Below are 22,131 nucleotides of genomic sequence, written 5' to 3' on the forward strand. Positions count from 1 at the left end.
CGGCATGCGACGCGGAGCGTCGCACGATGATCGAGATGATCGCACGATAGTTGAGATGATCGTTCCGCACGCTCCAGCGTGGGAATGCAGTTCTCGACGCTCTGCGTCGTCAAGAGGACGCGGAGCGTCCGGAACGGCATGCGACGCGGAGCGCCGCACGATAATTGCGATGATCGCACGATAGTTGAGGTGATCGTTGTCAGTAACTGTTGCGCAGACATCAGACAGCGTAATCTGCCGGGTCTGACGTCAATCCTCCAGGAGGTCCCACATGTATTGGGCAGAATTTCTTACCGTTGCGCTGATCCACCTGCTGGCCGTCGCCAGCCCCGGTCCGGACTTCGCGGTGGTGGTGCGTGAAAGCGTCACGCATGGGCGTAAGGCCGGTACCTGGTCAGCGCTTGGCGTCGGCTCGGCCATCTTTCTTCATGTGGGCTATTCGCTGCTGGGTATCGGGATTATCGTTTCCCAGTCCATCGTGCTGTTCAACGCGCTGAAATGGGCGGCCGCCGCGTACCTGCTGTACATCGGTATAAAGGCCCTGCGTGCCAGACCGGCTGCGGCGACAGGCGATGCCGCCATCAAGGCGATCCCGGGCGAGCGCACAGCAAAGAGTGCCTACATCAGCGGTTTCGTCACCAACGGCCTTAACCCCAAGGCCACGCTGTTTTTCCTCTCGCTGTTCACCGTAGTGATCAATCCGCACACGCCGCTGCTGGTGCAGGGCGGTTATGGGGTCTACCTCGCCGTGGCGACGGCCGCGTGGTTCTGCCTGGTGGCGCGGCTGTTCAGCCAGGCGCGGGTACGCGCGGGTTTTGCGCGCATGGGCCACTGGTTCGATCGGGCCATGGGCGGAGTGCTGGTCGCGCTGGGTATCAAACTGGCGTTCACCGAAGTGCACTGAAACCTGCATTCAACAACGCTTTTACCGAGCGTATAACGAGTGCGAGCGCCTCTCGCAGACAGCGAGAGGCGCTTCGAAAAATCATCCCTTTTACTGATTTCACTGGCAGGCTAGGGCTCTAGAGTCCATATTTCCAGCTCCGCCTGTGGACTTTGAAAAGGGACTCATATGTTACAGACTCGCGTTCTTGCGCCCGCCGATGGCGCTTACCAGTACCCTCTGTTGATCAAGCGCCTGTTGTCGTCCGGCAGTCGTTATGAAAAGACGCGTGAAATTATTTACCGCGACTCCGTTCGCTATACCTACCCGACCCTCAACGAGCGCATCTGCCGCCTGGCCAACGTCTTGACGGCGGCAGGCGTGAAAGCTGGCGACACCGTGGCAGTCATGGACTGGGACAGCCATCGCTATCTGGAATGCATGTTCGCCATCCCGATGATTGGCGCAGTGATCCACACCGTCAACGTGCGGCTATCGCCCGAGCAGATCGCCTATACCATTAACCATGCCGATGACCGGCTGGTATTGATAAACAGCGAATTCACGGGCCTGTATCAGGCTATGTCCGGACATTTGACCACCGTTGAAAAGACCCTGCTGCTGACGGACCTGCCCGACAAGACCGCCGACTTGCCAAACCTCGTCGGCGAATACGAGACCCTGCTGGCGGCAGCCAGCCCCGAGTACGCTTTCGAGGATTTCGACGAGAACTCGGTCGCGACCACGTTTTACACCACAGGCACTACGGGCAATCCCAAAGGCGTCTATTTCACCCATCGCCAGTTGGTGTTGCACACCATGGGCGTGGCGGCCATCCTGGGGTGCGTCGAAAGTCCGCGGCAGTTGGGCAACGATGACGTCTACATGCCTATCACACCGATGTTCCACGTGCATGCCTGGGGCATTCCCTATGTAGCGACCATGCTGGGCCTGAAACAGGTGTACCCCGGCCGCTACGAGCCCGAGCTGCTGGTAGAGCTTTGGCGCAAGGAGAAAGTCACGTTCTCGCATTGCGTGCCGACCATCCTGCAAATGCTGCTCAACGCCAAGTCTGCGCAGGATGCGGACTTTGGCGGCTGGAAAATCATCATTGGCGGCAGCTCGCTGAACCGCAGCCTTTATCAGGCCGCCAAGGCCAAGGGCATCCAGCTCACCGCGGCGTATGGCATGTCTGAAACCGGGCCGCTGATTTCCGTTGCGCACATCAACGACGAGCTGAAGGCCGGCAGCGAAGACGAGCAGATTACCTACCGCATCAAGGCCGGTGTGCCTGGCATGCTGGTAGAAGCAGCCATCGTCGATCAGCAAGGCAACTTCCTTCCGGCCGATGGCGAAACCCAGGGTGAGCTGGTTCTGCGTGCGCCCTGGCTGACCGAAAGCTATTTCCGCGAGCCCGAGAAAGGTGCTGAGTTGTGGGCGGGCGGCTGGATGCACACTGGCGATGTGGCAACGCTGGACGGTATGGGCTTCATCGATATTCGCGACCGTATCAAGGATGTGATCAAGACCGGTGGCGAATGGATTTCTTCGCTGGAGCTTGAAGACCTGTGCAGCCGGCATCCGGCTGTGCGCGAAGTGGCTGTGGTCGGTATCGCCGACCCGCAATGGGGTGAGCGGCCTTTTGCCTTGCTGGTGATTCGCGACGGCCATCAGCTTGATGCCAAGGGCTTGAAGGAGCATCTCAAACCGTTCGTCGAGCAAGGTCACATCAACAAGTGGGCAATTCCCAGCCAGATCGCGCTTGTTACTGAAATTCCCAAGACCAGCGTCGGCAAGCTCGACAAGAAGCGCATGCGTCTGGATATTGTGGAATGGCAGAACAGCAACAGCACGTTCCTTTCCACGCTGTGACACCTTCTTATCTTGCCGCGCCCATCGGGCGCGGCAAGTGTCTGCGTCGCAGGTCCTGTTCTGCGACTTGCCAAATTTCCAATTTAATCCATCCTCCCCGCCACAGGTTTTTTAGCGGCCTTCCGGAAACGGGCGGGCCAGAGGCGTTGGTCCTGCAAATCACACTTTAGAGGGATCTAGCGTCAGGGCGTGCTGGCTATAGTCAGCACAGGGAATGAGCAAGAGCGGAGCTGGCTGTGTGTAGTGATTCGAAGACAGAGTCGTTTTTGGATTTCCCCACTGCCATAACAATAAAACACAAGGAGTAGCGTCGATGACAAGCACACCCCCATTCTGGCGTCGGGCCAGGCTGCCTCTGGCCGTCAGCCTTGCTTCCTCGCTCGCCGGCCCCGCCTTTGGCGTGACCTTCAACGTCGGTGAAATCGAAGGCAGTTTCGACTCATCGCTGTCGGTAGGCGCCAGCTGGTCGACTGCAAACCCCAATAAAAACCTGATCGGCGCCAACAATGGCGGGCGTGGTCTGTCGCAGACCTCCGATGACGGCCACTTGAACTTCAAGCGTGGGGAAACGTTTTCGAAGATTTTCAAGGGCATCCATGACCTGGAACTCAAGTACGGCGATACCGGGGTGTTCCTGCGTGGCAAATACTGGTACGACTTTGAGCTCAAGGATGAAAACCGTGAGTTCAAGGACATCAGCGACTCGGGCCGCAAAGAGGGCGCCAAGTCGTCCGGGTTCCAGTTGCTGGATGCGTTTGTCTACCACAACTATTCGATCGCTGATCAGCCGGGTGCCGTGCGCTTCGGCAAGCAGGTTATCAGTTGGGGTGAAAGCACCTTCATTCAGGGCGGCATCAACAGCGTCAACCCGGTCGATGTCTCGGCCTTTCGGCGTCCAGGCTCTGAAATCAAGGAAGGCCTGATCCCGGTCAACATGTTCTACCTGTCGCAAAGCCTGACCGACAACCTGTCTGCCGAGGGCTTCTACCAGCTGGAGTGGGACCAGACTGTCGTCGACAACTGCGGCACCTTCTTCTCGCAGCCGGACGTGATCGCCGATGGCTGCAACAACAACCTCGCGGTATTGCGCAGCCGCAGCGGCCTGAACAGTTCGCTGACGGCTGCCGGTTTGCCAGCAGGCGCACGCGGCGCGGTGTTCAACTCGTTGTCGCAGCAGGGCGTAGTGTTCGGTAACCCGGATGAGGGCGCTGTGGTGCGCCGTGGCCCTGACCGCGATGCGCGTGACAGTGGCCAGTTCGGCTTTGCCCTGCGTTACAACTTCGAGCCGCTGGATACCGAGTTCGGTGCGTACATGATGAATTACCACAGCCGTGCGCCGATCTTCAGCGGACGCGGCGGCTCGGCTGCTTCGTTCAGCCCTCAAGGCCTGGTGGGCTCGCTGGTCCGTAACGGTATACCGGCAGCAACGGCGACGCGACTCGCACCCACGCTACTGCCGGTTGTCGTGGCAGGCAACTCCAGTTACTACGTCGAATACCCGGAAGACATCCGTCTATACGGTCTGAGCTTCTCGACCACCTTGCCTACCGGCACCGCGTGGAGCGGCGAGATCAGCTACCGCCCGAATGCACCTATTCAGGTCAACACCACCGACATCCTGTATTCGGGTATTTCGCCGCTCAACCCCAACGTTTCGCTGCTGAGCGGGCAGCCCAATACTGATCAGCCCGGTTATCGACGCAAGGAAATCACTCAACTGCAAACCACGTTCACCCAGTTCTTCGACCAGGTCATGGGCGCAGAGCGTCTGACCGTGGTCGGTGAAGTGGGCTGGACCCACGTGGGTGGCCTGGAAAGCACTTCCAAAATCCGCTACGGCCGCGACCCGGTGTACGGCCCTGGCCCGCTGCCTGGCGGCCAATGCGCGACGCTCAACGCGGGCACGCTGACCGGTGCAGAGCAGAACAACCTGACCCGTTATTGCGAAGACGACGGCTTTACCACGGCCAACTCCTGGGGCTACCGCGCCCGCGCCATCTGGGATTACAACAGTGTGTTTGCCGGGGTCAACCTCAAGCCGAGCGTGGCCTGGTCGCACGACGTCAAAGGCTATTCGCCAGGCCCTGGCGGCAACTTTGAAGAGGGACGCAAGGCCGTCAGCCTGGGGCTCGATGCCGAGTACCAGAACACCTACACCGCGAACCTTTCCTACACCAACTTCTTTGATGGCAAGTACACCACGGTTGATGACCGGGATTTCGTGGCGCTCAGCTTTGGCATGAACTTCTAAGAACATGGTTTTCAGGATGACGATGAATATGAAAATAACAAAAAGTCTGTTGCAAGCCGGGGTTCTGGGCATGTCGTTGCTGGCGACCAGCGTGATGGCGGCGGTCTCCGCATCCGACGCGGCAAAGCTGGGTACCTCGCTGACGCCGATGGGCGCTGAAAAGGCCGGCAATGCGGCCAACACCATCCCTGCCTGGAGCCCGCTGCCGAAAAATGCCGGAGCGGTTGACAGCAAAGGGTTCCTCGCCAACCCGTATGCCAGCGAAAAGCCGTTGTTTACCATCACTGCGGCCAATGTGGAGCAGTACAAGGACAAACTCGCGCCGGGCCAGTACGCGATGTTCAAACGTTATCCGGACAGCTACCGGATTCCGGTCTACCCGACCCATCGCGGTGCCACCGTGCCGGATGAGGTGTTTGCCGCCATCAAAAAGAACGCGACGACCACCAAACTGGTGGGTGGCGGCAGTGGTCTGGAGAACTTCGATACGGCCATCCCGTTCCCGATCCCGGCCAGTGGTGTCGAGGTTATCTGGAACCACATCACCCGTTACCGGGGCGGCAGCGTCAAGCGTCTGGTCACCCAGGCCACGCCGCAGCCCAACGGCTCGTACAGCCTGGTGTATTTCTCCGATCAGTTCGTGTTTCGCGACAAGATGAGGGATTTCGACCCGAAAAACCCGGGCAACATCCTGTTCTACTTCAAACAGGAAGTGACCGCTCCGGCACGTCTGGCAGGTGGTGTGCTGTTGGTGCATGAAACGCTGGATCAGGTCGCCGAACCGCGCTCGGCATGGCTGTACAACACCGGTCAGCGCCGTGTACGGCGTGCGCCGCAGGTGTCGTATGACGGGCCGGGCACCGCGTCGGATGGTCTGCGTACCTCCGACAACCTGGACATGTACAACGGCGCGCCTGATCGCTATGACTGGAAACTGATCGGCAAGCAGGAAATGTACATCGCCTCCAACAGCCACAAGCTGGATGATCCGACGCTCAAGTACGCCGACATCATCAAGGCCGGCCATATCAACCAGGACCTGACCCGCTATGAGTTGCGTCGCGTCTGGCACGTGACCGCCACCCTCAAGGAAGGTCAGCGTCATATCTACGCCAAGCGTGACTTCTTCATCGACGAAGACACCTGGCAAGCGGCCGTTATCGACCACTATGACGGCCGTGGCCAGCTGTGGCGCGTTGCTGAAGCCCACTCGGAAAACTACTACGACAAACAAGTGCCTTGGTACGCGATTGAAACCCTATACGACCTGCAATCCGGTCGCTACGTGGCACTGGGCATGAAAAACGAAGAGAAGAGGGCGTATGAGTTCGGCTTCACCGCAGGCACCAGCGATTTCTCCCCCAACGCGCTGCGTCAGGAAGGGGTTCGTTGATACCTGACCGATACACGCTGTAAATCAACGTCTTGGCCATGTGCTTGAAAAGCCCCTTTAATGGGGCTTTTTCACGTCGAGGAAATGGTCTTATAAGCTGTAGGAATTTTGTTACAGTCTTTTCCGTGATGACCTTTCAAAAGAGGCGATTTACCCGCTAGTCTCCGAACACCGCTATGCCGCGACAACGATTTTCACACGAGCCGGCCATGACTGATCTGTCCCGAATGCAAGGGTTCGCAGACAGCGCGATTCCTGCGTTGGAGGGGCGATTTTTTCGCCCGCCACTCCCTGAGGGTTACGTCCCTCGTTCCCGCCTGTGCCAACGCCTTGATGAGGGGCTGAGCGGCAGGCTGCTGCTGGTATGCGCCCCGGCCGGGTTTGGCAAGAGTTCGCTGGCCGTTGAATTCTGTCAGGGCTTGCCGGACCAATGGCAGAACGTATGGCTGGGCCTGAGCGCACGTGACAGCGATCCGGGCCGTTTCCTCGAACGCTTGCTGGGCAGCCTTCAGCAGTTTTTCCCGCAACTGGGCACCGAGGCAATGGGCCTGCTGAAAATGCGCCAGCGTCATCAGCCTTTCGCGTTCGAGGAATGGCTCGACGGCCTGCTCGACGAACTGGCCATGCACCTGATGCTGAGCAAGCCACTGCTGTTGGTACTGGATGATTATCATCTGGCCCAAGGCCCGGTGCTTGACCGCTGCCTGCAGTTTTTTCTCAATCATCTGCCGGTTGGGCTAGTGGTCATGGTGACCAGCCGCCAGCGCCCGGACTGGCACCTGGCACGCCTGCGTCTGACGCGCCAGTTGCTGGAAATCAACGAGCAGGATCTGCGCCTGACACACGCAGAATCGATGGCAGTGCTGGACCGGCATAGCAGCTCGCTCGACAGTGAGGTGCTGAAAAACCTGATTCAGCGCAGTGAAGGCTGGGTGGCCGGGTTGCGATTCTGGTTGCTGGCGGCCTCCGAAGCGGGTGACGAAAGCGCCTTGTCGCAGGCGCTGCGCGGCAGTGAGGTGCTGATTCGCGAGTACCTGCTTGAAGAGGTGATCGACTGTCTGCCAGCCGATGTTCAGGCGTTTCTTTATGACACTGCGTGTCTGGAGCGCTTTTGCGCCGAGCTGTGCGACGCCGCGCGGGACAGCCATGACAGTGCCGAGATGCTCCGTTATCTACAGGCGCATCAGGTCTTTCTGGTGCCGCTGGACGAGCAGGGCCACTGGTTTCGCTATCACCATCTGTTTTCCGATCTGTTGCGCGCCCGCCAGGCTGGCGGTGCGCAACCGACTCGCCTGCACCTCAACGCCTGCCGCTGGTTCAGCGCTCAGGGCCAGCTGGATGAAGCGGTGGAACAGGCATTGCGCGCCGGGCATCTGGATGTAGCCGCCAATCTGGTGCAGAACCTCTCTGAAGAGCAATTGCTGGCCGAGCAGAATGTCGGCATGTTGCTGCGCTGGAAGATGGACTTGCCGGATGATCTGTTGACCAGCACGCCACGCCTGATTGTGCTCTACGCCTGGGCGCTGGGACTGGCCTGCCAACTGGATGCCGCCGAGGAACTGGCCAATCAATTGAGCCGGTTCCTGCCAGCGCCCTCGGCGACCGCGCAAAAATCCATGCTTGCCCAGTGGCTGGCGCTCAGCGGCATTATCGCGCGTGGCCGTGGAGACAGTGAAAAGACCGAGCGCTATTGCACTGAAGCCCTGCTGACCTTGCCGGAAAAACGCTATGGCCAACGGCTTGTCTGCCTGTCGACGCTGGCCAACCTTGCGGTTGCCAATGGTGATCTGTGGCGCGCCCGCCTGTTCAATCGTGATGCGCTGGAGCTGGCACAGCGGGTTGCCAATCCATTGTTCGAAGCGCTGGCGCATTACGACCGCGCCAGGGTTTTGCAGGCTCGGGGCGAAATTCTGCGTGCGCTTGATGAAGTACGCCGGGGGCAGCAGCGCCTCAAAGGGTTGTCCACCGTGCGCCTGTACGCGGTTCGCGCGCGCCTGACGCTGTATGAAGGCTATTTGCTGACCCTGCGCCTGCAAGTGGATCAAGGGCGGGTTTTATTGCTGGCCGGACTGGCCGAAGCGCGCGCCTGTCGCGACATCAGTGTGCTGATCGGCCACTGTGTGATTGCCACCATGGAGGGCTGCGCCGGCCGGTTTGCCGAAGCTTTCGCCGAACTTGCCGAGGCCGAACGTCTGATGCACATCTGGGATGTGCCACCGATCTACTACCTGGCGATGGTGACTCTGGTGAAATGCGAATTGTGGCTGCTGCAAGGGCGCATGGACCTTGCCGAAGCGTGGCTGCTGCGCCTGACTCAGACCTACAACGGCGGTCTCGGCGCTGCGGCCCCCGAATGCCATCCACAACTGCCGCAACACATCGAGTTGCAGCGTGCCGTACTCGAACGGTTGCTGGGTGACGGCGTTGCCTGCGAGCAGCGCTTGCAGGCGCTTGAGCTGCGCGCTGAGGAGGTGGGGGCGCAACTGCTCGGGCTTATAGCGATGACCCAGCAAATTGGTCTGCTGCTGAGCCAGACGCGGTACGACGAAGCGCGAGAGCTGTTACTGCGCAGCCTGCAGTCAGCGGCCGGAGGGGCTCTTATTCCCTTTAAAACGCTGCTGGGCGAGCATTCCCAGTGGCTGCATGAGCAGCTGCTGCAACTGCCGTCCTGCAAGGTTCGCGAGGCCTTGATGGAAGCGCTCCCGGCCTCTTGCACGCAGACACCCGAGCCTGCGCATGGCAGCGACTGCCTGAGTGTGCGTGAGCTGGGCGTACTGCATTTGATTGCACAGGGCTGTTCCAACCAGGAGATCAGCGAGCAACTGTTCATTTCCCTGCACACCGTCAAGACTCACGCCAGCCACATCAACAGCAAGCTGGGCGTCGAGCGGCGTACCCAGGCGGTGGCGAGGGCGAAGGTACTGGGCTTGCTGGGTTAGCCGGCAGGGCGACTCATCAACTGATCAGGCCGGGCTGCCCGCCCACAGCGTATCAACCTCTTCCAGCCCCCAGTCGGTCGGCGTTTCGATTTTGACGATCGCGTCCGGGTCGGCAAAACTGCCCAGATCGATGATCTGCGCGGCGAACGTCTTGCCGGTCCGCGCCGACATGAAGACCTTCACCCTCGGTTTCAGCAGCGACGCCTCACTTTGCTCGACCACAACGCCGAGGCGCCCGCTTTCCAGACGCACCAGCGTACCGGTCGGGTAAATGCCTACGGTCTTGACGAAGCTTTGAAACACCACATCATCAAAATGGCCTTTCCATGAAGCCATCTCGCGAATCGAATGGGCAACGCCCCAGCCCTTTTTGTAGGGACGGTCGGAGGTGATGGCGTCATACACATCGCAGACTGCGCCCATGCGCGCAAAGATGCTGATCTGGTCGCCTTTCAGGCCGTGGGGATAGCCCGAGCCGTCGACCTTCTCATGGTGGTGCAAGCACACATCCATCACCGTCGCCGCCACGGGTTGATTTTCCTTGAGGATCTTCAGACCCAGTTCGGGGTGAGCCTTCATGATCTCGAATTCGTCATGAGTAAGGCGGCCCGGTTTATTGAGCACGTGCGGAGCAATCATCATTTTGCCGACATCGTGCATCAGCCCGGCCACACCCGCTTCGCGCACCTGGTCATCAGGCAGGCCCATGCGTCTGGCGAGCGCAACCATCAGCGCGCAGACCGCCACCGAATGCATGTAGGTGTACTCATCGGACGTTTTCAGGCGTGACAGGCTGATCAGCGCGTGCGGGTGGCGCAGGATCGAACTGGAGATTTCTTCCACCAGCAACTGCACGTTATCCACATCCATCGCCTGGCCCATGCGGGCTTCGGTAAACATGGCCATGACGGCGTTTCTGGCTCTACCGCAAATGGCCCGGGCGCGCAGGACTTCCTTGTCCAGACTGGCTGGCGCGGTGTCATCTATGGCTGATGCGAAGGCTGCTGCGGTTTGAGGTGCCAGTACTCGGCTTTTTCCGGTTTCGATCCAGACTTCCCGGGTGCCCGATTGCTGGATGCGCTTGAGCACCTCGACGTCATCAAGCATGACTTCGACCAGGCCTATCCAGAACGGATCGTTGGTCCAGCGGCGACAGATTTTATGGATGTGCATGCCAAGGGCAAGGTCAGCGACAGGGATTTTTTTCAGCATGCTCAGTCACCCTGGAGCGTTGGCATGGCAGGCAACGGGCAAGCGAAGAAAGCAGACGGCCGACTACCGGCTGAGGCCAGCAGAGTGCAACAGCTACCGATCGACATGGTTTCACCTCGTTGACTGCAAGGATCATCCTGATCTCAAGGTGCCAGTATACGGCGCTGCCTGCAAAAAAATCTTGTCTATTTGTTGTGTGTCAGCAACCCGTCAGGCAGCCCGCAGTGCCCTGTGCAAAACAGGCGCAGTGTAGATTTTCTGACGCGTTCAAGTGCTGAAAAGCATCTTCAGGCAGCGGGTGCCACACCTGGCAAGTGATGATACTGACGGGCAAAGTACACCAAGGCGTCTGACTCACCCTGATGCCTGATATCCAGCACTTGGCAAAAAAGAATGTCGTGCGTGCCGACGCTGACGGATTGGGTCACTTTGCAGTCGAGGGCCAGTTTGGCGCTGTTCAGTATCGGCGCACCCGTCACTCCGCTTTCCCACTGGCCACCGTCAAAACGCTCCTGCTGTGAACGCTTGCCGCCGAACAGGTTGGACAAGTCCTGCTGACCGTTGCCCAGTGTGTTGACGCACAACAGGCCGTTCTCGATGAAGGTTTCGTATACCGATGCGCTGCGATTGATACAAACCAGTAGCGTGGGAGGCTGGTCGGTCACGCTGCAAACCGCTGTCGCAGTAAAACCGGCGCGGCCGCCGGGGCCATCGGTGGTGATGACGTTGACGGCTGCAGCAAGGCTGGACATCGCATCGCGAAACGCCAGCTGGCTGACCGGGTCAGCGGAGAGGATGGCAAGGGCTTCAGAGTCGGCATGCATGGGATGAGTCCTTTCAGGTCTGTGCGTTGAGAAAGTCGAGCAGGGTGCGTTGGAAGGGCAATGGGTCGGTAATGTTCGAGGCGTGGCCGCCATATTCCAGCAACACCAGCCTGGCGTTGGGCAGTGCCTCGGCCAGATGTTGCGATTGTTGCCAGGGCACCAGCATGTCGTCGCGGTTGGCAATCAGCAGGGTCGGCGTCTGGATACGAGCCAGACTGGCCTCGACGTTGAAGGTTTGCAGTGCATGAATACGTCGCAGCAGGTTGTCGGTGTCGGGAAAATGCGCCAGCGCATGGGCCTCGTCATCGGCCAGCCGGGCACCGTTGGCGGCGATCCAGTCTGCCGGGTACAGAAACAGTGCCTGCGCTTGCACGTAAGCGTCCGGCCCGCTGTTCAACAACAGTTTTTTGCGCACTGAAAAGCAGCGCGCGCTGTGTGGGTTGGGGCTGCTCCAGGCATTGATCAGCACCTGACTTTGCAACAATCCGGGGCGCAACAGTGCAAGCTCGAGGCCCACCAGTCCGCCCAGCGCATGGCCTATGAAATGACAGCGCTGGATATCGAGCGAGTCGAGCAGGGTCAGCAATTCCATGGCCATATGGCGGATCGAATAATCTGCCGGCAAAGCCGCAGGGCTGCGTCCGGTCCCGGCGTGATCGTAGACCAGTACGTCATGGTTGCGGGTCAGCGCTGCCAGGTCATCCGCCCAGTAACGGCTGGACCCGCCCAACCCGGAACTGAGCACCAACAGGGGCGCATCGGCATGCTGACATCGATGAATTTCATGAAACATGCACGTTCTCCGGGTGGGCTTCAGGTCGGTTTTTAAGTCAGTGCTCAGCCGATGTGGGCGATGCTGGCGATTTCGATCAGGGCTTCGGGTTTCACCAGACCGCACTGGATGCAGTAACGCGCCGGTTTCTCGCCCGCGAAGTATTCGGCGTACACCTCGTTGACCTTGGCGTAATCGGCCCAGTCGCGAATCATGATCATGTTGAAGGTGACGTCGTCCATTGTCCCGCCAGCGGTTTCGACCACGCTTTTGATGGTTTCCAGCACATGACGGGTCTGGGCGGTCGCATCGCCGACATGCACCACATTGTTGTCCTTGTCGAACGGCAGGGTGCCGGAAACGTAGAGCACGCCATCGGCCATTGAACCCGGCACAAATGGAGCAATGGGCTTGGTGGTGCCAGCAGGAATAATCGCTTTCTTGGTCATGCGTATGTCCTCACGAAGGTTGCCCGACAGGGCTGAAAGTGGTGCAGAAGTCATCGACGCTGGAAACCCAGCCGAAGAAGGTTTCGATGTTGAACAGCGCGGCTTGCTGAGCGAATTCGGGGCCTGCCTGATGGGTTGCATCCGCCAGCACCACGCCGAAGTACTCCAGGTGAAAGCCGTCACGCAGGGTGGACTCAACGCAGACGTTGGTGGCGATGCCGGTGAACACCAGGTTGCGAATGCCACGGCTGCGCAACACGCTGTCGAAGCTGGAATTGAAGAAGCCGCTGTAACGGATTTTCGGCACCACAATGTCGCCAGGCTGTGGCTTGAGTTCATCGACCAGTTGATAGTCCCATCCGCCTTTGGCCAGCAGTTGCCCTTGGAGCTCCGGGCGCTTGCGCATGGTTTTCAGGGCATTGGACTTATGCCAGTTCGGCGAGCCGGGCCCTCCGGCCTCGACATAGGCCGGGTCCCAGCCGTTCTGGAAAAAGATCACCGGGATGTCTGCCGCACGTGCGGCAGCACAGGCCTTGTTGATATTGGCGATGACCGGCCCGGTGCTGCTGACATCGAACCCGGCAAGGTCCAGATAACCCCCCAGCGATGCGTAGGCGTTCTGCATGTCGACCACCACTAGCGCGGTTTCGCCGGGCTTCATGCGCAGCGGCTCGGGACGGGCGGGCAGCACGCGGGCGGGTTGTCCGTCCGGCAGGTCAACGCCTGCGACAGTTGCCGTAGCATTCATCAGACCACCTCCTTGAGCTGCGCGATGTGCTTGCGACTGGTCATCAACGGCTGGATTTTCTCGCCGAAATCCTCGACGCCTTTCACGAAGTCATCGAAGGTCAGCATCACGCCCTGAGTCCCCGGCACACTGGCGACTTCATCAAGCATTCGCGCCACGGTGGCCCAAGAGCCGACCAGCGTGCCCATGTTGATGTTGACCGCCGAGGTCGGGTCGGCCATCTGCCGCAGATTCGAACCAGCGCTTTTATCCGCCGAGCCCTTCTCGCTCAACCAGGCGATGGCCTCTTCGTCGGCACCCGCCTTGATGTGCTCCCAGCGAGCCCTTGCTGCTTCATCGGTATCGTCGGCGATGATCATGAACAGCACACAGGAGGTAACGTTGCGGCCGGTCTTTTCGTTGGCTTCGATCAGTTTCTGTGCGGTGGGCGCAAAGGCTGTAGGGGTGTTCACGCCTTTGCCGAAGCAGAAGTTGTAGTCGGCGTACTGCGCCGAGAAAGCCATGCCTGCTTCGCTTTGACCGGCGCAGATCAGCTTCATGTCGGCCTTTGGACGAGGGCTGACGCGGCAGTCCTGCATGCTGAAATGCTCGCCCTTGAAATCACTGCTGCCGGTGGCCCACAGGTCGCGCAGAACCTGGGCGTATTCGGCCAGGTATTCATAGCGGGTATGGAAGAACTCATCGCCGGGCCACAGGCCCATCTGCTCGTATTCGGGTTTCTGCCAGCCGGTGACCAGGTTGATCCCGAAGCGGCCATTGGAGATCGAATCGATGGTCGAGGCCATGCGTGCCGCGATGGCAGGTGGAATGGTCAGAGTGGCCACGGTGGCGAACAGCTGGATCTTGCTGGTCACTGCCGCCAGCCCCGCCATCAGCGTGAAGGACTCCAGGTTGTGCTCCCAGAACTCTGTCTTGCCGCCGAAGCCGCGCAGTTTGATCATCGATAACGCAAAGTCGAAACCGTAGCCCTCGGCCGTCTGCACGATCTGTTTGTTCAGCTCGAAAGTCGGCATGTACTGCGGTGCGTTGCTGGAAATCAGCCAGCCGTTGTTGCCGATGGGGATGAAGATACCGATGTCCATATAAGGCCTCTCTGCGTTGGTCGATGCGTGCCAGAGCACTTGATTCATCTCTTAATTCGCCACTGCATTAAGCGGGCCATAATTTTTTATTGTTTTTATTCAATTGCTTACAAATAAAACTCATTTTTTGCAGACCATTTGGTCTGAATCAGAGCACTTGGTTTGTGCAGGGCGCACGCAGATGGGGCAGAGCCGACCGGGTGGGTAACCCATATCGACAAAACAGCTGCGCCCGTTAAGATGCCCGCTCATTTCGGCATCACTGGATGGATGTGCGTGAACAAGAAACCTCCTGTGACGGAGCCCGCGAGCAAGCGCGGACGCAAGGTCAAGCCCGAAACCGTGGTCAAGACCACTCGCGAGCCCAGCGCTACTTCACTGAAGCGGCGCATGCGCCTGATGGAAGGCAAGCGCACGCTGATTCTCGATGCGGCGCTGGAGATATTTTCCCGCTATGGCGTGCACGGCAGCAGCCTGGATCAGGTCGCGAGCCTGGCGGATGTTTCCAAGACCAACCTGCTGTATTACTTCAGCAGCAAGGATGATCTGTACCTCAACGTACTGCGTCAGTTGCTTGAAGTCTGGCTGAGCCCGCTGGTGCATTTCACTGCCGACAAGGAGCCGGTGCAGGCTATCGGCGCCTACATCAAGGCCAAACTGGAAATGTCCCGTGATCACCCGGCCGAATCACGGCTGTTCTGTATGGAAGTGATGCAGGGCGCGCCACTGATTCAGGGCGAGTTGCAGCACCCGTTGCGCGACACGGTGCAGGCCAAGGTGGCAGTCATTCAGCACTGGATCGACAGCGGCCAGTTGGCCCCGATCAACCCGCACCATCTGATTTTCACCCTGTGGGCGACCACTCAGCATTACGCCGATTTCCGCACTCAGGTCGAGGCCGTGACCGGCAAGACGCTGGACGACCCGGTGTTTTTCGAAGAAGTGCTGGCGAGCCTGCGCAGCATGATCCTGGACGGCATCCTGCCGCGTACTGCCTGAAAAATTGCGCGGGCCCCGACACGCGCACCCTGGACGCGCAGTGAATGCAGGTCATGCACAAACCAAGTGCTCTGATTCAGACCATTTGATCTGTTCTGCGCGCTGAAATCGAGTCAGGCCGTTGTTCCATAGCGTTTTTCCGGTAGTGGCATGGATGCTGCTACGGCCTGAGAGTCGGCCACGTGCTGCCCTCATCGGCCATTACCCTCAGGAAAACGTCTATGTACAAGAAACTGTTGCCCGGGACATTGTGTGCGGCTGTAGCGTTCGGGGCCGCCGGCTTCGCTCAGGCCGAGGGCTTGACCCTGAAGGGACCTGCGAAAATCGCCATGGTCTACATCAGCCCGCGCAATGACGGCGGCTGGACTCAGGCATTCGATGAGGCGCGCGTGAAGCTTGAGAAGGATCTGGACACAAAAATCCAGTTCGTTGAAAGCGTGCCCGAGAACGCCGCTGCCATTACCCCAGTTGTCGACCGGCTCATCGCGCGCGGTGCCAATATCATCGTCGGTACTGCATTCGGTTACTCAGACACCTTCCTTGCGCTGGCCAAAAAATACCCTGATGTCGCGTTCCTGAACGGCTCGGGCACCACCAACGCGGCGAACCTCGAATCGTTTTATGGCCGTACCTACGAGAGCCAGTACCTGTGCGGCATGGCCGCTGGTGCTGCGTCGAAAACCGGCAAGCTGGGCTTCGTCGCCGCCAACCCGTTCGGCCAGGTCAACTGGACCATCAACGCCTACGAACTGGGTGCCCGGCAGATCAATCCGAAAGCCACCGTCACTGTGGTTTATACCGGCGCCTGGAATGACCCGGTCAAGGAGCGCGCGGCAACCATGGCATTGATCGACAACGGCGTCGATGTGGTCGGCCAGCACGTCGACAGCCCGACACCGCAGATCGTCGCTCAGGAGCGCGGCATTCATGGCACCGGCCACCATCGGGATCTGAGCGAGTTTGCCCCCAAGGCAACCGTCTGTTCCTCGTTGTGGGTCTGGGACCGCTTCCTGGGGCCAGAGCTCAAAAAGGTCATCGCGGGCAACTGGACCCCGCCCGCCAACGGTGCACTGCTGTCGATGCAGCAGGGCGGCACCGATATCATGCTGAGCAAAGACCCGATCATTTCGGAAGACAATCGCAAGAAGATCATGGCCGAGCGTGACGAACTGCTGGCAGGCAGGAAAATCATCTACAGCGGACCGCTGGCGGACCGTGACGGCAAGGAGCGGGTTGCGGCCGGTCAGCAATTGTCTGACCCGGATCTGTGGAAAATGGACTGGTTTGTCGAAGGCGTGAAGACTCAGCAATGAGTCAGGTCAACGCGCTGCAACTCACCGGCATCAGTAAATCGTTCGATGGCTTCAAGGCGCTGATCGATGCCGATTTCACCGCCTGTTGGGGCGAAGTGCATGCGTTGCTGGGCGAGAACGGTGCAGGCAAGTCATCGCTGATGAACATTGCAGCGGGGCTGTACGCACCGGAAACCGGCACGCTGCTGCTGGACGACAATCCGGTTCAGCTTCAGGGGCCCAGGGACGCCAGCCGTTACCGGATTGGCATGGTTCACCAGCACTTCAAGCTGGTGAAGCCCTTTACAGTGGCGCAGAACATTCTGTTGGCACTGCCCGAGCAACCGGGCGAAGGCAGCTATCGAAAGCGTCTGCGTGCGCTGGAGCAAGAGATTGTCAGCAAGGCGGACGAACTGGGGTTTGCGATTGACCCGACCCGGACCGTCGACAGCCTGTCGGTTGCCGAGCAGCAGCGCGTCGAGATTCTCAAGGTGCTGCTGGCCGGTGCGCGCATTCTGATTCTTGATGAGCCGACCGCGGTCCTGACCGATCAGGAGGCCGAACGTTTGCTGCTGACCGTTCAGGCCTTTGCGCGGCAGGGCGCTGCGGTGATTCTGGTGACGCACAAGATGGCCGACGTCAAACGCTATGCCGACCGGGTGACCGTGATGCGCGGCGGGCGCACCGTGCAGACTGTTGATCCGCAGAAGGTGAGTGTCGAGCAACTGGTGCAACTGACCGTGGGCGAATCGGTGCCGGTCGCAGAGCATCATTGCGCAACGCCAGGTGAGGTGCGTTTACAGGTACGCGATTTGCGCAGCGTCGGCGGCGCACTCAACGGCGTGAACATGACCCTGCACGCCGGGCAGATCTACGGTATTGCAGGCGTTGGCGGCAATGGTCAGGCCGAACTGGCCAACGCATTGATGGGGCTGCCGCAGGCCACTGAGGGTGATATCCACATGACCTCTTTCGGCGACCTGCGCAGTGCGTCAGCTGATCAGCGTCGGCAACTGCGCATCGCTTCCATCCCGGCGGACCGCTACGGCGCGGCGCTGGCCGGGTCGCTGTCGGTGGCCGAAAACTTCGGCATCGGCAACATCCATAGCGGGCAATACGGTTCTTTCTGGCGTCTGGGCTACAAGCGCCTGAAACAGGACGCGCAACGCGCGGTGGCGGACTTCGATGTGCAGGGCGTGCGCTCTCTCGATCAGAAAGCTGCACTGCTGTCGGGCGGCAACGCACAGAAACTGGTGATCGCCCGTGAATTCAGCCGCGACCCGCAATTGGTGCTGGTGCATAGCCCGAGCCGGGGCCTGGACGTGCGTGCCACACAGGCGGTGCATGCCCGCCTGCGCGCAGCACGCGACACAGGCGCTGCGGTGCTGGTGATCAGCGAAGACCTGGACGAAGTATTGAGCCTGGCTGACCGTATTGGCGTAATGAACGGCGGGCGTATCGTCGCCGAGTTCGATTACCCCGCTGATCGTCAGGCCATCGGCAAAGCGATGGTGAGCCATGAGTGACACAACTGCATTGCAACAGACTGCTCCGGCACGCCAACCGTTGCTGTCGCGCCGCTACACGCTGGAACTTCGTCAGCAGACCGGCTGGCCCTTGCAGGCGCTGATCATAGCCGTGGCGTTGCTGGTCGGCCTGGCGATCTGTACCACTATCCTGATTCTTGCCGGGGTGCCTGCTGACGAGTTACTCAACGAATTCGTCGTTCAGACGGTGTTCGATGCCCAGAACTTCAAGGCTGTGCTGTTTCAGGCATCGCCGATGATTATGGTCGGCCTGGCCGGGTGCATGGCGTTTCGCGCGCGCTTCTGGAACCTGGGGCTGGAAGGCCAGATGATCTGGGGAGCGATTGGTGCCACCGCGATTTCGCTGTTCCAGGTGGGGCCGGAAGTTCTGCGCCTGCCGCTGATGATGGCGGCGGCTGTGATCTGCGGGTTGCTGTGGAGCCTGGTGCCGGTGCTGTTGAAGCTCAAGTGGCAGGTCAACGAGATCATCTCGACCCTGATGCTCAATTACATTGCCGCCAATTTCCTCCTGCATCTGGTTTACGGCAGTTGGAAAGACCCGCGAGACAACTTTCCCTACTCGCCTGCGTTTCAGAGCTTTGAGCGTTTGCCTGATCTGTTTGCGGGGTATAACGCGGCGATCCCCTTGGCGCTATTGGTCACCGGCCTGACCCTGTGGTTTGTCGGCGTCTCGCGGGCCGGGCTGTACCTGCGCTTCGTCGATGCCAACCCGAAGGTCGCCGGGGCTGTGGGAGTGCCGGTGCGCAAGATGATCATTGGCACTGTGCTGCTTTCAGGTGCACTGGCGGGGCTCGCAGGTTTCGTTGTGACGTCCGGGCAGGAAGGGCGCCTTACCCAGTCGTTCTATCAGGGCTACGGGTTTTCCGGGATTCTCATCGCCTTTCTGGCCCGCAATAACCCGGTGGCCGCCACCGTGGTCGCGCTGCTGATCGCCATGCTGTTCGTGGCCGGGCGCAACCTGCAGGTGTTCTATCAGATTCCGTTTTCGATGGTGCAACTGATCCAGGCAATCCTGGTGATCTGCGTCGCGTCGTCGAACTTTTTCATCCGCCATCGCCTGCGGCGCATTCAGGCAGGAGAACGTTGATGGAGCTTATTTCCCACTGGCTGGGCAGCGCACCGGATTTTGCCGTGCCGTTCGCCCTGGCCGCGCTGGGCCTGATCCTCATCGAGCGCAGTGGCGTATTGGCGCTGGGTGTCGAGGGGCTGATGCTGGTCGGCGCATTGGCGGGCATCGGCATGCAATTGAGCCTGGGCTCGCCTGGCCTTTCGTTGCTGACGTCGATGGTGGCGGCAGGTCTGGTTTCGTTGCTGTTTGCGCTGATGGTACTGGTGCTGCGGATCAATCAGGTGATTGCCGGGCTGGCGCTGGTGTTCTTCTGTCAGGGCTTGACCGGGCTGCTGGGCACGCTGCTTGGCTGGACCAATCGTCCGGTCAGCGGCTTGCAAGCGGTGGAACTGTGGCCGTTGTCCGAGCTACCGGTGGTGGGCCGTGTGTTTGTCCAGAACCCGCTGGTGTATTTGACCGTGGTGATTTTCATTGCGGTGGTCTGGCTGCTTGACCGCACCCGAACCGGGCTGCGTTTGCGGGCAGTTGGCGAGAACCCGCAGGCCGCCGATGCCGCAGGCATTTCTGTGTTGGGTTACCGCCTGGCGGCAATTGTCGCCGGTTCTGCATTGATGGGGCTGGCGGGCGGCTTCATTGCCGTACTCAGTACCAAGATGTGGATCGCGGACATGACAGGCGGACGCGGCTGGATTGCGGTTTCGCTGGTGATCTTCGCGCGCTGGTCGCCCTGGCGTGCGCTGGCCGGTGCTTTGCTGTTCGGTGGCATCGAGGCGCTGATTCCGCAATTGGCGGCCACGGGGGTGCGCCTGCCTCAGTATTTCGTCTTGATGACGCCCTATGCGGTCACGTTGTTGGTGATGGTCTGGGTGGCAAGCGGCAAGCGTCAATCCAGCAGTCAGCCGGGTGCGTTGGGCGAGCCTTATATTCGTGAGGAACGACGCTGAGCAAAACACGTCAAGCGCCGTAATACGGGCGGTTCAGCAGGGGTTAAGGAATTTTTGACAGCCGGCATGCTCTAATCCGGTTACCAGCGTTCGTCAAAACCAGGAGCTCCTGAATGTTTACCTCGCGTCGTTTGATCATTGTTGCCACCGCCGTAGCCATGCTGTCGGGCTGTGCAACATCCAATCCCTATGACAATCAAGGCCAGGCGCAAAGCTCCGGTGGCATGAGCAAAACAGCCAAGTACGGCGGACTCGGCGCATTGGCCGGTGCAGTAGCTGGTGCCGCCATCGACCACAATCATCGTGGCAAGGGCGCATTGATTGGCGCTGCTGTTGCGGGCGCTGCATCGGCGGGGTATGGCTATTACGCAGACAAGCAGGAAGCAGCATTGCGCGCGAGCATGGCCAATACTGGTGTCGAGGTGCAGCGTCAGGGTGACCAGATCAAACTGATCATGCCGGGTAACATCACCTTCGCGACGGACTCGTCGGCAATCGCCAGCAGCTTCTATTCGCCGCTCAACAACCTGGCGAATTCGCTTAAGCAGTTCAACCAGAACAACATTGAAATCGTCGGCTATACCGACAGCACCGGCAGCCGTCAGCACAACATGGACCTGTCGCAACAGCGCGCACAAAGCGTTGCGACGTACCTGACTTCGCAGGGCGTTGATCAATCGCACCTCTCCGTGCGAGGCGCGGGCCCCGACCAACCGATTGCCAGCAACGCCGACGTCAACGGCCGCGCCCAGAACCGCCGCGTAGAGGTCAACCTCAAGCCGATTCCGGGTCAGCAGTATTGATCAACACCACCGTCGCTTCTCGGACTGGTTGAATGCGTGGCAAAGTGGGAGCGAGCTTGCTCGCGAAGGCGATGGCTCAAACGCGAGGTTTGCGGCGGCCTTGATGGCCTCTTCGCGAGCAAGCTCGCTCCCACAAGTCACTATCAATGCTGCGCTGGATACTGCTCATGCAGCCGGTCCAGCAGCCGGTCTTTTTCTTCCCATAGCGCATTGATCCACTGCTGGAATTCCAGGCGGTACTCGCCGTCCTGGTCGTAATTTTTGCCGAGAAACTGCTGCGGGATTTTGATCTCTTCGAAGTGGGCAACCACTTCCTTGACATTGCCGCACAGCAGGTCCCAATAGCCAGGTTGCCCGCCCGGATAGTGGATGGTCACGTTGATGATCGACTCCAGCTGTTCGCCCATCGCATCGAGCACGAAAGCGATGCCGCCAGCCTTGGGTTTTAGCAAGTGGCGGAACGGCGAGTTCTGCTGCGCGTGTTTGCCAGCGGTGAAGCGCGTGCCTTCTGCGAAGTTGAAAATCCCCACCGGGTTGTGACGAAACTTCGCGCAGGTGCGCCGGGTGGTTTCCAGGTCCTTGCCTTTCTTTTCCGGGTGTTTCGCAAGGTAAGCCTTGGAGTAACGCTTCATGAACGGAAAACCCAACGCCCACCACGCCAGACCGATGATCGGGACCCAGATCAACTCCTGCTTGAGGAAGAATTTCAACGGGCGAATGCGCCGGTTGAGCACGTATTGCAAGACCATGATGTCGACCCAGCTCTGGTGATTGCTGGTGACCAGATACGAGTGTTTGTAATCCAGCCCTTCCAGACCGCTCAGGTGCCAGCGGGTGTGGCACAGCAGCTTGATCCAGGCATTGTTGTTGCCGATCCAGGTTTCATGGATGTGGCTCATCAGCCAGTCGGTAAAGCGCTGTGCCGCAGAGAAGGGCAGGCAGATCTTGAAGATCGTGACCGCGAACAGCACCGTGCAACAGACGATGGTGTTCAGCGCCAATAACAGCGAGGCAATGACGCCGCGTAACGGGGCAGGCAGGAAATCCATGAA

The 22,131-nt window shown here is 59.7% G+C and carries 18 protein-coding genes; 11 read left to right on the plus strand and 7 right to left on the minus strand.

Translation table 11 applies throughout. From position 1 onward, the window contains the following. The first annotated feature begins 271 nt into the window (after window positions 1-271). The 5 genes from RYC17_RS11410 (at window position 272) to RYC17_RS11430 (ending at window position 9,338) form a co-directional block, all read left to right on the plus strand. The gene (locus RYC17_RS11410; protein ID WP_002552186.1) at window positions 272-904 is read left to right on the plus strand and encodes a LysE family translocator; all 633 of its coding nucleotides are present in this window, start codon (window positions 272-274) and stop codon (window positions 902-904) included. Window positions 905-1,072: 168 nt separating this feature from the next. After that, entirely contained in the window at window positions 1,073-2,755 is a 1,683-nt protein-coding gene (locus RYC17_RS11415) for a fatty acid--CoA ligase (RefSeq protein WP_316903119.1), read from the plus strand. 313 nt (window positions 2,756-3,068) lie between these two features. After that, window positions 3,069-5,006, plus strand: coding sequence for a DUF1302 domain-containing protein (locus RYC17_RS11420; protein WP_005778004.1), 1,938 nt, complete (start codon window positions 3,069-3,071; stop codon window positions 5,004-5,006). Between the two features lie 28 nt (window positions 5,007-5,034). Next, window positions 5,035-6,399, plus strand: a complete 1,365-nt coding sequence (locus RYC17_RS11425; protein WP_193601336.1) for a DUF1329 domain-containing protein — start codon at window positions 5,035-5,037, stop codon at window positions 6,397-6,399. Window positions 6,400-6,608: 209 nt separating this feature from the next. Further along, a complete protein-coding gene (locus RYC17_RS11430; RefSeq protein WP_193601337.1) occupies window positions 6,609-9,338 on the plus strand; it encodes a LuxR C-terminal-related transcriptional regulator in 2,730 nt (909 codons plus the stop codon). 24 nt (window positions 9,339-9,362) lie between these two features. Here RYC17_RS11430 and RYC17_RS11435 read toward each other — a convergent pair whose 3' ends face one another. The 6 genes from RYC17_RS11435 to rutA form a co-directional block, all read right to left on the minus strand. Then, window positions 9,363-10,550, minus strand: a complete 1,188-nt coding sequence (locus tag RYC17_RS11435; RefSeq protein WP_058408873.1) for an HD-GYP domain-containing protein — start codon at window positions 10,548-10,550, stop codon at window positions 9,363-9,365. A gap of 287 nt (window positions 10,551-10,837) precedes the next feature. Then, entirely contained in the window at window positions 10,838-11,374 is a 537-nt protein-coding gene (gene rutF / locus RYC17_RS11440) for an NADH-dependent FMN reductase RutF (RefSeq protein ID WP_316903121.1), read from the minus strand. Between the two features lie 13 nt (window positions 11,375-11,387). Beyond that, the gene (gene rutD / locus RYC17_RS11445; protein ID WP_316903123.1) at window positions 11,388-12,167 is read right to left on the minus strand and encodes a pyrimidine utilization protein D; all 780 of its coding nucleotides are present in this window, start codon (window positions 12,165-12,167) and stop codon (window positions 11,388-11,390) included. A 44-nt stretch (window positions 12,168-12,211) separates the two neighbouring features. Next, window positions 12,212-12,595 carry a pyrimidine utilization protein C gene (gene rutC, locus RYC17_RS11450; RefSeq protein ID WP_002552194.1) on the minus strand — a complete coding sequence of 128 codons (384 nt, stop codon included), beginning with the start codon at window positions 12,593-12,595 and terminating at the stop codon, window positions 12,212-12,214. A gap of 10 nt (window positions 12,596-12,605) precedes the next feature. Continuing rightward, complete coding sequence (gene rutB / locus RYC17_RS11455; RefSeq protein WP_316903125.1) at window positions 12,606-13,343, minus strand: pyrimidine utilization protein B; 738 nt, start codon at window positions 13,341-13,343, stop codon at window positions 12,606-12,608. Next, window positions 13,343-14,425 carry a pyrimidine utilization protein A gene (rutA, locus tag RYC17_RS11460; protein ID WP_058400631.1) on the minus strand — a complete coding sequence of 361 codons (1,083 nt, stop codon included), beginning with the start codon at window positions 14,423-14,425 and terminating at the stop codon, window positions 13,343-13,345. Before rutA ends, rutB begins: the two co-directional genes overlap by 1 nt. A 270-nt stretch (window positions 14,426-14,695) precedes the next feature. Here rutA and rutR point away from each other — a divergent pair, with 270 nt between their 5' ends. From rutR to RYC17_RS11490, 6 genes are all read left to right on the plus strand, one after another. Further along, complete coding sequence (gene rutR, locus RYC17_RS11465; RefSeq protein WP_005752985.1) at window positions 14,696-15,424, plus strand: pyrimidine utilization regulatory protein R; 729 nt, start codon at window positions 14,696-14,698, stop codon at window positions 15,422-15,424. A gap of 221 nt (window positions 15,425-15,645) precedes the next feature. Next, a complete protein-coding gene (locus RYC17_RS11470; protein WP_058408872.1) occupies window positions 15,646-16,737 on the plus strand; it encodes a BMP family ABC transporter substrate-binding protein in 1,092 nt (363 codons plus the stop codon). After that, entirely contained in the window at window positions 16,734-18,242 is a 1,509-nt protein-coding gene (locus RYC17_RS11475; RefSeq protein WP_316903127.1) for an ABC transporter ATP-binding protein, read from the plus strand. The genes RYC17_RS11470 and RYC17_RS11475 overlap by 4 nt, the downstream gene beginning before the upstream one ends. Further along, window positions 18,235-19,350, plus strand: coding sequence for an ABC transporter permease (locus RYC17_RS11480; protein ID WP_316903129.1), 1,116 nt, complete (start codon window positions 18,235-18,237; stop codon window positions 19,348-19,350). The genes RYC17_RS11475 and RYC17_RS11480 overlap by 8 nt, the downstream gene beginning before the upstream one ends. Then, complete coding sequence (locus RYC17_RS11485) at window positions 19,350-20,276, plus strand: ABC transporter permease (protein ID WP_316903131.1); 927 nt, start codon at window positions 19,350-19,352, stop codon at window positions 20,274-20,276. The genes RYC17_RS11480 and RYC17_RS11485 overlap by 1 nt, the downstream gene beginning before the upstream one ends. A 113-nt stretch (window positions 20,277-20,389) precedes the next feature. Further along, a complete protein-coding gene (locus RYC17_RS11490) occupies window positions 20,390-21,079 on the plus strand; it encodes an OmpA family protein (protein ID WP_005733218.1) in 690 nt (229 codons plus the stop codon). Window positions 21,080-21,222: 143 nt separating this feature from the next. Here RYC17_RS11490 and RYC17_RS11495 read toward each other — a convergent pair whose 3' ends face one another. After that, the gene (locus RYC17_RS11495) at window positions 21,223-22,128 is read right to left on the minus strand and encodes an acyltransferase (protein WP_316903134.1); all 906 of its coding nucleotides are present in this window, start codon (window positions 22,126-22,128) and stop codon (window positions 21,223-21,225) included. Between the last annotated feature and the right edge of the window lie 3 nt (window positions 22,129-22,131).

The organism is Pseudomonas syringae group sp. J248-6, assembly GCF_032586995.1.
GTDB lineage: Bacteria > Pseudomonadota > Gammaproteobacteria > Pseudomonadales > Pseudomonadaceae > Aquipseudomonas > Aquipseudomonas amygdali.

What these genes read in the sequence shown, in the direction of transcription:
- RYC17_RS11420 (WP_005778004.1), top strand. Translation starts at nt 3,069, where the DNA reads ATGACAAGCACACCCCCATTCTGGCGTCGGGCCAGGCTGCCTCTGGCC.
- RYC17_RS11415 (WP_316903119.1), top strand. Translation starts at nt 1,073, where the DNA reads ATGTTACAGACTCGCGTTCTTGCGCCCGCCGATGGCGCTTACCAGTAC.
- rutA (WP_058400631.1), bottom strand. Translation starts at nt 14,425, where the DNA reads ATGGACATCGGTATCTTCATCCCCATCGGCAACAACGGCTGGCTGATT.
- RYC17_RS11495 (WP_316903134.1), bottom strand. Translation starts at nt 22,128, where the DNA reads ATGGATTTCCTGCCTGCCCCGTTACGCGGCGTCATTGCCTCGCTGTTA.
- rutR (WP_005752985.1), top strand. Translation starts at nt 14,696, where the DNA reads ATGTGCGTGAACAAGAAACCTCCTGTGACGGAGCCCGCGAGCAAGCGC.
- rutF (WP_316903121.1), bottom strand. Translation starts at nt 11,374, where the DNA reads ATGCATGCCGACTCTGAAGCCCTTGCCATCCTCTCCGCTGACCCGGTC.
- RYC17_RS11480 (WP_316903129.1), top strand. Translation starts at nt 18,235, where the DNA reads ATGAGTGACACAACTGCATTGCAACAGACTGCTCCGGCACGCCAACCG.
- RYC17_RS11490 (WP_005733218.1), top strand. Translation starts at nt 20,390, where the DNA reads ATGTTTACCTCGCGTCGTTTGATCATTGTTGCCACCGCCGTAGCCATG.
- rutB (WP_316903125.1), bottom strand. Translation starts at nt 13,343, where the DNA reads ATGAATGCTACGGCAACTGTCGCAGGCGTTGACCTGCCGGACGGACAA.
- RYC17_RS11425 (WP_193601336.1), top strand. Translation starts at nt 5,035, where the DNA reads ATGAAAATAACAAAAAGTCTGTTGCAAGCCGGGGTTCTGGGCATGTCG.
- RYC17_RS11435 (WP_058408873.1), bottom strand. Translation starts at nt 10,550, where the DNA reads ATGCTGAAAAAAATCCCTGTCGCTGACCTTGCCCTTGGCATGCACATC.
- rutD (WP_316903123.1), bottom strand. Translation starts at nt 12,167, where the DNA reads ATGTTTCATGAAATTCATCGATGTCAGCATGCCGATGCGCCCCTGTTG.
- RYC17_RS11470 (WP_058408872.1), top strand. Translation starts at nt 15,646, where the DNA reads ATGTACAAGAAACTGTTGCCCGGGACATTGTGTGCGGCTGTAGCGTTC.
- rutC (WP_002552194.1), bottom strand. Translation starts at nt 12,595, where the DNA reads ATGACCAAGAAAGCGATTATTCCTGCTGGCACCACCAAGCCCATTGCT.
- RYC17_RS11485 (WP_316903131.1), top strand. Translation starts at nt 19,350, where the DNA reads ATGGAGCTTATTTCCCACTGGCTGGGCAGCGCACCGGATTTTGCCGTG.
- RYC17_RS11410 (WP_002552186.1), top strand. Translation starts at nt 272, where the DNA reads ATGTATTGGGCAGAATTTCTTACCGTTGCGCTGATCCACCTGCTGGCC.
- RYC17_RS11430 (WP_193601337.1), top strand. Translation starts at nt 6,609, where the DNA reads ATGACTGATCTGTCCCGAATGCAAGGGTTCGCAGACAGCGCGATTCCT.
- RYC17_RS11475 (WP_316903127.1), top strand. Translation starts at nt 16,734, where the DNA reads ATGAGTCAGGTCAACGCGCTGCAACTCACCGGCATCAGTAAATCGTTC.